Source organism: Moorena sp. SIO4G3 (assembly GCF_010692305.1).
Classification (GTDB): domain Bacteria; phylum Cyanobacteriota; class Cyanobacteriia; order Cyanobacteriales; family Coleofasciculaceae; genus Moorena; species Moorena producens_A.
The window spans coordinates 1-8404 of record NZ_JAAHIG010000371.1; the positions used below are offsets into that span (position 1 = coordinate 1).

Consider the following 8404-nt stretch of genomic DNA (forward strand, 5'->3'; position numbering starts at 1 on the left):
GAATTTCTTTGCCCAACTCAAACAATATCGAGGAATCGCGACACGTTATGATAAGCGAGCAATAAACTTTCTCGGGGCAATTTATCTTGCTGCTACTGTTATCTGGCTTAATTGATGACACGCCCTAGGCAATAATAAGGTGAAAACCACGAAATAAAAGGACTCGACTGAACTGAATCCGCCACTAACTCTACTACTCCGTCCTTATTAATAATCCATCGATTAGCTTCAACAATTCTAGACCGACGTGAGTTAACCGCATTAGGCTTAGCAGCACTAGAAGCATTAGCAGCATGTACACGATTTTTCCTACGGCGAGCGATATGGCGAGGTAATGGACGTAAATCCATCCACAGGGTTTGACCCCGAAGCGGTTTAGTGGGGTCTGTGGGTAAGCCACCCCGCCCAATTTGGACAAATCGATTGCCCTCATCGGTACCGCAACCAGTGGCAACTAGGAGTTTGGGATTAACAAAAGTGGACGGTAGCTCGAATAATCCAGCGCTAGGGTCAGCGTATGGTGCATTAATTTCCACAGTACCGCTAAAGGAAGCTCCCAGTTGAGAAGAGGCGGTAATATCACTATCTGGGGTAAGTTGTTCTCGAAATTCAGTGCCAAAAATGCCTAAGGCATTGATAATTACTCGTCCGCCAAAGCTATCTTCAGCATTGGCAGTGATATCGCTATTTTCAAGGGCAACTAGCAAGTTAGTATCAATAGTAATGTTACCACCAGTGGCAGCACCTTCGGCATTGGTAGTGATGTTACTGCGATCGCCCATCAAGATTAGCTCGGAATCCAGGTTAATATTGCCCTTATCCCCAGCACTGACTTCCGCAGAAAGGGTAGCGCCCCCGTCTAATACAATCGATTCAGCAGTAATGTCGAGATTACCGGCCTCAGCTAACTCCCCATTACCACGAGCACTGACGGAAATTTCGGCGCGATCGCGAACGGTCAAGTTATTGCTGGTAATGGTCACCGAACCCGCAGGAGAGTTACCCTCTGAGAAGGCAGCAATCTGACTAGGAAACCGACCGTCCTCTGAAATACCAGTGACTTCTATGTCATTAACATTGAGGATGATCTCGCCAGCTTGACCATCCCCTGAGCTAGAAGCAATCACCTGTCCACCATCAAAGATATGCAAGCGTTCAGCATCTATGCTTAATTGACCGCCATCGCCAGTGGCTCCTGGATCCACGGAAACCAACACACCACTTACAGTGCCAGTAAAATCAACAAGAGCATCACTGACCTCTACCTCAGTTGCCCGAATGGTAATATTGCCAGCATTGCCAGGACCAACCGCAGAGGCTTGGAGACGTCCCCCTTCTGCCACTCGCAAACGCCCAGTTTCAATCAGTAGATTGCCCCCATTCCCAGCAATTTCATCCCTAGTACCACCAATAACGAGTGCACTCGTGAATAGCCCGCTAGAGCCTGTACCACTAGCATCAGTGCCAATCACATCTATGGACTCCGAGGCGTACACCTCAATATTTCCGGCATTCCCAGCTCCAGTGGTATCAGAGGAAAATATTGCTCCATCATTGATCACCAAACGCTCAGTTTCAATGGTTAAATTGCTGCCAGGGCCGGTGCCCTGTGTACGTGTAAACAAGGCGCTGGGAAATAGACCATCAGGTGAGCCACCAATGGCTGAGACTTCGTTAGCTCTAACCGTTACACTGCCCCCATCCCTATTATCCCCCCGATTAATCGAGGTGATCTGAGCACCATCATGCAACTGCAAAACTGGAGTTTCAACAACCACCTTCCCAACTTTGCCAGTTGCTTCAGATTCGGCGTTGCTCCGGATGTGCCCACGCTCTTCAGAGCTTGTTCCTCCCAGCATCACAGATTCTTTCGCGGTAATGATAATCTCACCAGCATTACCTGAGCTCAAGGTGTTGGTACTTAGAATACCCCCGATCACCTGCAATTGTTTGGTATCAATCCTGAGGTTGCCCGCATTGCCCCTACCCCGGGCAATGCTTGAGATTAAGGTTGATGGATTGACTTCCAGCCATGAGCCCACATTTAAGGTAATATTACCACCAGCACCTGCATCAAAGGTATCGGTGGAAATTCTGCCACCATTGTTCAGTATCAATTTGTCAGTATTAATCGTTAAGCTGCCACCATGGCCTGTGCCAAATGATTCCGAAAATAAGCCGCTCCTAGCTTCGACATTCGGATTAAAGTTAGCCGGATTGAATCGGTCTTCCGGTAACGAGACTCCCTGAGTGCCAAGGTTTTCTAAAGATACTTGCAAGGTGTAAGTTTCCCCCACCAGTGGGGTTGGGCCTTCGATCAATTGATTATTCCTAGCAGTAGACTGGAATACACCAACTCCGAGTAAGTAAACCCCTGGTTCAGTGATAGTGGTATCAATTAAGGAGTCGAGGCTAAAATTGTCAAAGACGTCTATACTGCCACCGGCACCATCAGCGGCCAAAGAATCCTCATTGACCTCTAATAATTCTCCTGTACCAAGATTAAACAGGTAAATCCTGGTATCTATGTCGCCTTCTTCCCCTGTCAAGCCATTATCGATGTCGAAAATAGCTCGACTGTGAAGAGTGGTAATGCTGAAGGAGAAGTAATCAACTTGATTTTCCGCTGCCCCCAATACAGTTGTGCCATTAATAATCTGTTCTGGAGTCCGTTCAATCGACACATAGGGAATTCCCCCAGGTCCGGATTCCGCCACGTTGGGATTCGGTTCAGTAATAAACTCTAGAGCATTTAAGTCAAAGGTATCTAACTCTAGGAAAGGATTAGGGACAAAATCCCGACTCTCTCCAGAGATAGTAACGCTTTCGCTAGCATTAATGGTGATATCTCCAGCATTACCTAGGTTGGTAGTAGCCGTGACAATCTGTCCACCAGTTTCCAGGACTAAGGTATTGAGATCCAGTGCGATCGCACCGCCATTACTACTACTGTTGGTAACTGTACCGATAAACCCCCGATTAGCTAGATTGAGTGACCCTTGGGCATTATTAATAGTAATGTTGCCTCCTGTGCCACTAGTGTCAGCAGCGGAACGAGTCAGAATCCCACTAAATAAGCCATCTTCAGTAAAACCGGAGATATTAATCGCACCATTAGCATTAATCTCAATATCTCCTGATGCGCCATTGCCATTGGTAACGGTTTGAACTCTTGAGCCACCAGTGATAGTAATAGCGCTAGTGGTTAGCTGAATGTTTCCACCATTGCCGATAGCACCTATTAGTAAATCATTAGCAATCAAACTCCTGTCACTAAGATTAGTATTGCCAAGAGCGTTAATGGTAATATTGCCAGCTATTGCATCTGGTATCGATGTCCCTGAAGTCAATCCAGCTTGTAAAGTGGATTGAGACATCTCGAAATTCGCACCATTGATGGCAATATTGCCGCCATTGACTGAAGTGACATCTACCAAGCTACCGTTGGTCAACGAAACATTAGCTCGTTGGACTCCATCGGGAAAACTAACGGATGTTGCCCCATTGAGTGCAACAGTTCCTCGACTGGATAATCCTCCTAATTCTACCCGTCCCCCTGGCACTTGAAGGGTGGCACCATTGAGATTCACCTCACCCCCAAGTAAGCTCATGGTTTGCCCCGTCTCGATGCCTAAAGTAGCTCCTGTAACGTTTACTGAGCCAGGATTGCTACCATATTGCAAACCCATGGGAATATTGATAGTTAACAATGGTGGGGCATTTGGATCACTAGCGCTAAAGTTGAAACCATTGTCAAATACCGCACTATCAGCAGTGCTAGCCACAAAGGAGCCTGCGACATCTAAGCTCGCATTGGTTCCAAAGTTAATACCATTGGGATTAAGCAAGAATAAATTAGCGCTACCGTTTACTCCTAAGGTGCCGAGAATTTGAGAGAGGTTGTTGCCAGTGACACGAGTCAAAATATTAGTAATACCATCGGGATTAGCAAAATACACTCGTTGACCATTACCAACATTAAATTCCAGAAAACTATGGAATAAGTTACTATCTCGTATGGCTCCCCCTTCGATTAAATCTGCTGCTGCACCACGGATAGTCTGATTGGGAGTAACCTGAGAATTTTCATTCCCCAAAGTGCTATCTGGGGTAATTTGAGCGAGGGTAGGTGAGGCGAGTAATAAACATACACTACTAACTTCGAGTAATCCCACTAATCCCAATTGCATTAGTGAAATCGGTTCTCTGGGTAGGCTTTCTGTGAGGGGATTAGCTTTGTGGGATTGGGGGATGCATACGGATTTCATGGATAGCTCTGGCCGATTACTCTCAGTCTTAGAGTTCCCGGCACTGTTGGTCAGAGGAACACCTGTGATGAACTCAGAGCTGGTACCTTCAATTACAGCAAATTTCGCCTGCCTAGCCCCAGGGCTGTTTCATTGCCGCTTCCGTGTTCTATTAATACTACATGGTGAAGTGCGATATGTTAGTTAAAAGATGATTTTAATCAAAATTTAATAAGATAATTGATAAAAATAGATTTGAATAGGAAAGGCACAGTATGTTGATACTATTCAAATATATTCGATGACACTTTCTTTGACAATTCGTCATATTAAATCTGCCTGTAAAACGGCGGCACTGATTGGCATGATGGCGCTATCTGCAATCCCAGCTCGCGCTCATGAAACAAGAGTGGTGGGAGCATATAAAGTCACTGTTGGCTTTAGAAACGAACCAGCTTTTGAGGATGTGGTGAATGCGGTTGATGTTATTCTTCGCAATGCTGCTGATGACTCTCCTGTAGACACAGACAAGGAAGACAAAATAGATCTTGATGTCTATGTGCTGTATCTCAAAGAAGATAAGTTTGATGCTCAGGTGATTCGTAAAGCCAAACTGAAGGGTGAACTCCGAAAAGCCTTCCGTACTGAAAACCGTTATAATACTTGGTTCAAACCTACCCATGACGGTGCTTACGGTTTTCGGGTAAAAGGCACGATTAATGGTCAACAGATTAATGAAAAATTTGTCTGTGGTGGTGGGACAAAAGATTTTCGGGACGGAAGACCTCGCTCTTTCCGGTGCGTGACTGACCCTCAGACATTTCCTGGAAATCGAAATGGTAACAATAACATAGACAATGCAGGATACAGAGATAATGATCGATATCATCGCAATTATTGATATATTGGCGTTGCTGAATTAAGGAATGAATAGGAGTTGGGTGGGCATCCTGCCTGCCCGAAAAATGTAACAGGCAAGATGCCTGTGTCTTGATGCAAAGCGCGAGTGGGGGAAACCACGGCAGTCGCTCATGGTTTGTTCGCGTTCGCCTTTGGCGTGGCCTACGGCCAAGCGTGGCCTACGGCCAAGTTACCGTAAGATAGTGGAGCCTTGTCAGCCATGCAAAGCGCGAGTGGGGGAAACCCCCAAGACCGCGCAAATCACGCTATTAACAAATATTGAACCCTTTTCTGCATAACCTGCTAACTATAAAGGCTCCACAATAAACAGGTTTCGTCTCCGGGGGAACCCCCAAGACCGCGCTGCCTCCCCAAGACCGCGCTGCATCGCTTCCACCCCTGATGCCCATTCCACAAAACTATTCAAATCATTCCATTATGAAGCAACGCCAATTCTATAATGAATTTATAGTTAATAGATCGGAAATACCGACCTGACGTATCTTCTCTAACTCGATCAGCCTGCGATTAGCATCTTGACATTCCTGCCAATAGTATTGCTTACGTTGCGAATCATTACTAAGGTCAATTTTTTGCCATTGCTCTAAACAATAGCGCCGATGTTTTTCCAAGGCTACTATTTCTAGGGAAGCTGCTGCTGCCTGTATTACCATCGGGGCTCGCAAAATATCTTCTGTACAGGCTTCGTCAAGATGAAAAAGATGAGCGACTTGAGTCATTTCCCTAGGAAATTGTAAACTCCGGTCTTGTAAACGGGAGATTAGCTGTTCAGGGGTGCTAGTGTGAAACTGTGTCCCTATCCCTTGCAGTTCAATAATTTGTTGCCACAAGAATCGATGGTGAGAAAGACTAAACAGTAAATCTGCCTGGTCTAGAGTATCAATAATTGTTTGTCGATAGTCCGGACAGTGTAAATAAATCCGTAATAGTAAGGCTTCTGCTCGTTCTAAAAGGGTACGTTCTTTACCAACAGGTAGGTTTGAGTCTTGATTACCCTGTTGTTTCGGTTTCTTTAACCGAGGTGAGGATTTCTTAAAGGCAGCTCTCAGGGGTTTTTGGAGTTGAGTTTGTAAATTTTCGATGTAGAGAGAGACTAGTTTCCCTTGTCCTTGACTGAGAATTTGAGCACAGTAGTTAATATAATAAGTGAGCTGATTAATGTCGTCCAGTTGCTTGAGTAACTTAACCATAGCTTGGGCGACTTGCTGAAATTGATTGGCTTGTTGGAGGTTTTTGCCAATCAGGAGTTGATTAATCTGCCAATCCAGCCACAAGGGAGCATTGAGCAACAGTTGTTGGTATTTTTCCGTAGCGTCAGGAGCGGATTTGAGGAATTCATCAGCATCTTTGCCATCCGGTAGGTTGAGTACCCTTAGCTGGACAAGTCCTTGGTAAGCTAGGTTAGCCATTTCTCCAATAGCTCTTTGGGCAGCAGTGGTACCAGCAGCATCCGCATCAAAGTTGAGCACAATTTGCTTCGATTCAGTATAGCGCGATAGTTGCCGGACTTGATCTAAACTAAAAGCGGTACCAAGGGAGGCAACTATATTAGTAATTCCTGCAGCATGGAGTGCGATCGCATCAAAATACCCTTCCACCACTACAGCTTGGTCTTGCTTGGTAATGGAATTACGAGCTTTATCTAGGGCAAAGAGGGTTTTACTTTTATCAAACAGGGGAGTTTCTGGGGAGTTGAGGTATTTCGGTTGCTCATCCCCGAGACTTCTACCACCAAAGCCAATCACTCGACCTTGGGTGTCGTGGATGGGAATCATAATGCGATCGCGAAAGCCATCATAATACCCACCATTGTCCCGAGGCTTAATCAATCCCGCTTGCTCAACTAGCTTAACTGGCTTCCGTTTGTGTTCCACCAGATAGCGGTAGATGGTTTGCCAACTAGCTGGAGCATACCCTAGCTCGAAGGTAATGATGGTTTCCTCACTCAGACCCCTTTGACCGTGCAAATACTCTAGGGCCTGTTGTCCTTGGGGTTGTCTGAGGGCATGTTGATAGAAAGCTGTGGCTAAGGCCAGAATCTCGTAGAGTTGCTCTTGTAGAGAAAGTTGCCGTTGTAATTGCTCCCGCTGTTCCGGTTGCAGGGTTTGGACTGGAACCTGGTAGCGCTGTGCTAAATCCAGCACCACATCTGAGAAAGAGTGCTTGCCAATTTCCATCAGGAATTTAATCGCATTCCCCCCAGCTTGGCAGCCGAAGCAGTAATACAGTTGTTTAGAGGGACTGACAGTGAAACTGGGAGTTTTTTCCTCATGGAAAGGGCACAGACCGACATGGTCTCTGCCACGCTTGCGCAATACCACATGCTCCGAGATGACATCCACAATGTCAGACCGTTCCTTAACTGCTTCAATAGTGTTTGGGTGTAGCCGTGGAATGTTCATTGCTCGATTACGTGGTTACAATCAACAGGGTGTTTTTAATAGAATTCGCGAAATTCCCCCGAGTAGCGCGAAGCAGGGGGGGATGCATAGGGAAAAGGTTTGGTGATCAAATAAAGAAGAATGTAATTCTAAATTCGCGCATTCTAAATTCGCGCATTCTATTAAGACCCTTACCAGATTTTCGAGAGCTTCAGCACAAAACCAGGCAAAACTGCCTCACCGCTAACAGTAGCAGGATTGTCTAACTGTTCAATTTCCACCCCAGGACGATAAACATAGACCCCTCGATGCTTGCGGTCTATCAGCCAGCCGAGCTTTGCGCCATTATCGATATACTCGGTCATTTTATTTTGCAAGGTTTGTAGCTTGTCACTAGGAGAGCGTAACTCCACCACAAAATCAGGACAGATGGGAGCAAACCTTTCCTGTTTCTCAGTTGGGATGGTATCCCAATGCTCTAGCTTAATCCACGCAGCATCAGGGGAACGTTCTGCACCATTGGGAAGCTTGAAACCAGTAGAGGAATCAAAGCCAATGCCTGTACCGTCTTCGTCCGTCCAGTTGGCAAGCTGTTGAATTAGTTTGAAATTTCGGTTTCCTGTCACTCCCCCCGTTGGAGACATAATAATGATTTCCCCTGCCGATGTACGTTCAATGCGTAATTCCCGGTTAATCTGACAAAATTCCAAGAACTGGTCATCATCCATAGCCAGTGCTGGGGGCATCCTCAGCACAATCGGACTGGTATCAACAGGTGTGGTGGCTACTGTCATGACTAATTACCTGGCTTCGGGCACTGTGGGGAGTTTTTAGAGAGTTTATCGACGGGCTCGT

General features: G+C 46.0%; 6 protein-coding genes. 3 read left to right on the top strand and 3 right to left on the bottom strand.

Translation table 11 applies throughout. The features are described 5' to 3' along the window. Nucleotides 1-115 (top strand): transposase (locus F6J99_RS36840; RefSeq protein WP_364305990.1); only part of this gene is annotated, 115 nt, incomplete at its 5' end. On the opposite strand, the gene F6J99_RS36845 is transcribed toward F6J99_RS36840, so the two are convergent. Then, nucleotides 108-4268: a filamentous hemagglutinin N-terminal domain-containing protein gene (locus F6J99_RS36845; RefSeq protein WP_293120684.1), complete on the bottom strand. Its 4161-nt coding sequence runs from the start codon at nucleotides 4266-4268 to the stop codon at nucleotides 108-110. The genes F6J99_RS36840 and F6J99_RS36845 overlap by 8 nt on opposite strands. Before the next feature lie 280 nt (nucleotides 4269-4548). Here F6J99_RS36845 and F6J99_RS36850 point away from each other — a divergent pair, with 280 nt between their 5' ends. Both F6J99_RS36850 and F6J99_RS36855 read left to right on the top strand, forming a co-directional pair. After that, nucleotides 4549-5148 carry a hypothetical protein gene (locus F6J99_RS36850; RefSeq protein WP_293120686.1) on the top strand — a complete coding sequence of 200 codons (600 nt, stop codon included), beginning with the start codon at nucleotides 4549-4551 and terminating at the stop codon, nucleotides 5146-5148. A 130-nt stretch (nucleotides 5149-5278) separates the two neighbouring features. Continuing rightward, the gene (locus tag F6J99_RS36855; protein ID WP_293120688.1) at nucleotides 5279-5446 is read left to right on the top strand and encodes a hypothetical protein; all 168 of its coding nucleotides are present in this window, start codon (nucleotides 5279-5281) and stop codon (nucleotides 5444-5446) included. 156 nt (nucleotides 5447-5602) lie between these two features. On the opposite strand, the gene dnaG is transcribed toward F6J99_RS36855, so the two are convergent. After that, nucleotides 5603-7570 carry a DNA primase gene (dnaG, locus tag F6J99_RS36860; RefSeq protein ID WP_293120690.1) on the bottom strand — a complete coding sequence of 656 codons (1968 nt, stop codon included), beginning with the start codon at nucleotides 7568-7570 and terminating at the stop codon, nucleotides 5603-5605. Nucleotides 7571-7740: 170 nt separating this feature from the next. Then, a complete protein-coding gene (locus F6J99_RS36865; protein ID WP_293120692.1) occupies nucleotides 7741-8343 on the bottom strand; it encodes a Uma2 family endonuclease in 603 nt (200 codons plus the stop codon). Nucleotides 8344-8404 lie beyond the last annotated feature (61 nt).

Bases quoted from the DNA above. Each gene is read 5' to 3' on its own strand.
- F6J99_RS36865 (WP_293120692.1), bottom strand. From the start codon at position 8,343: ATGACAGTAGCCACCACACCTGTTGATACCAGTCCGATTGTGCTGAGG.
- F6J99_RS36855 (WP_293120688.1), top strand. From the start codon at position 5,279: ATGGTTTGTTCGCGTTCGCCTTTGGCGTGGCCTACGGCCAAGCGTGGC.
- F6J99_RS36850 (WP_293120686.1), top strand. From the start codon at position 4,549: ATGACACTTTCTTTGACAATTCGTCATATTAAATCTGCCTGTAAAACG.
- dnaG (WP_293120690.1), bottom strand. From the start codon at position 7,570: ATGAACATTCCACGGCTACACCCAAACACTATTGAAGCAGTTAAGGAA.
- F6J99_RS36845 (WP_293120684.1), bottom strand. From the start codon at position 4,268: ATGAAATCCGTATGCATCCCCCAATCCCACAAAGCTAATCCCCTCACA.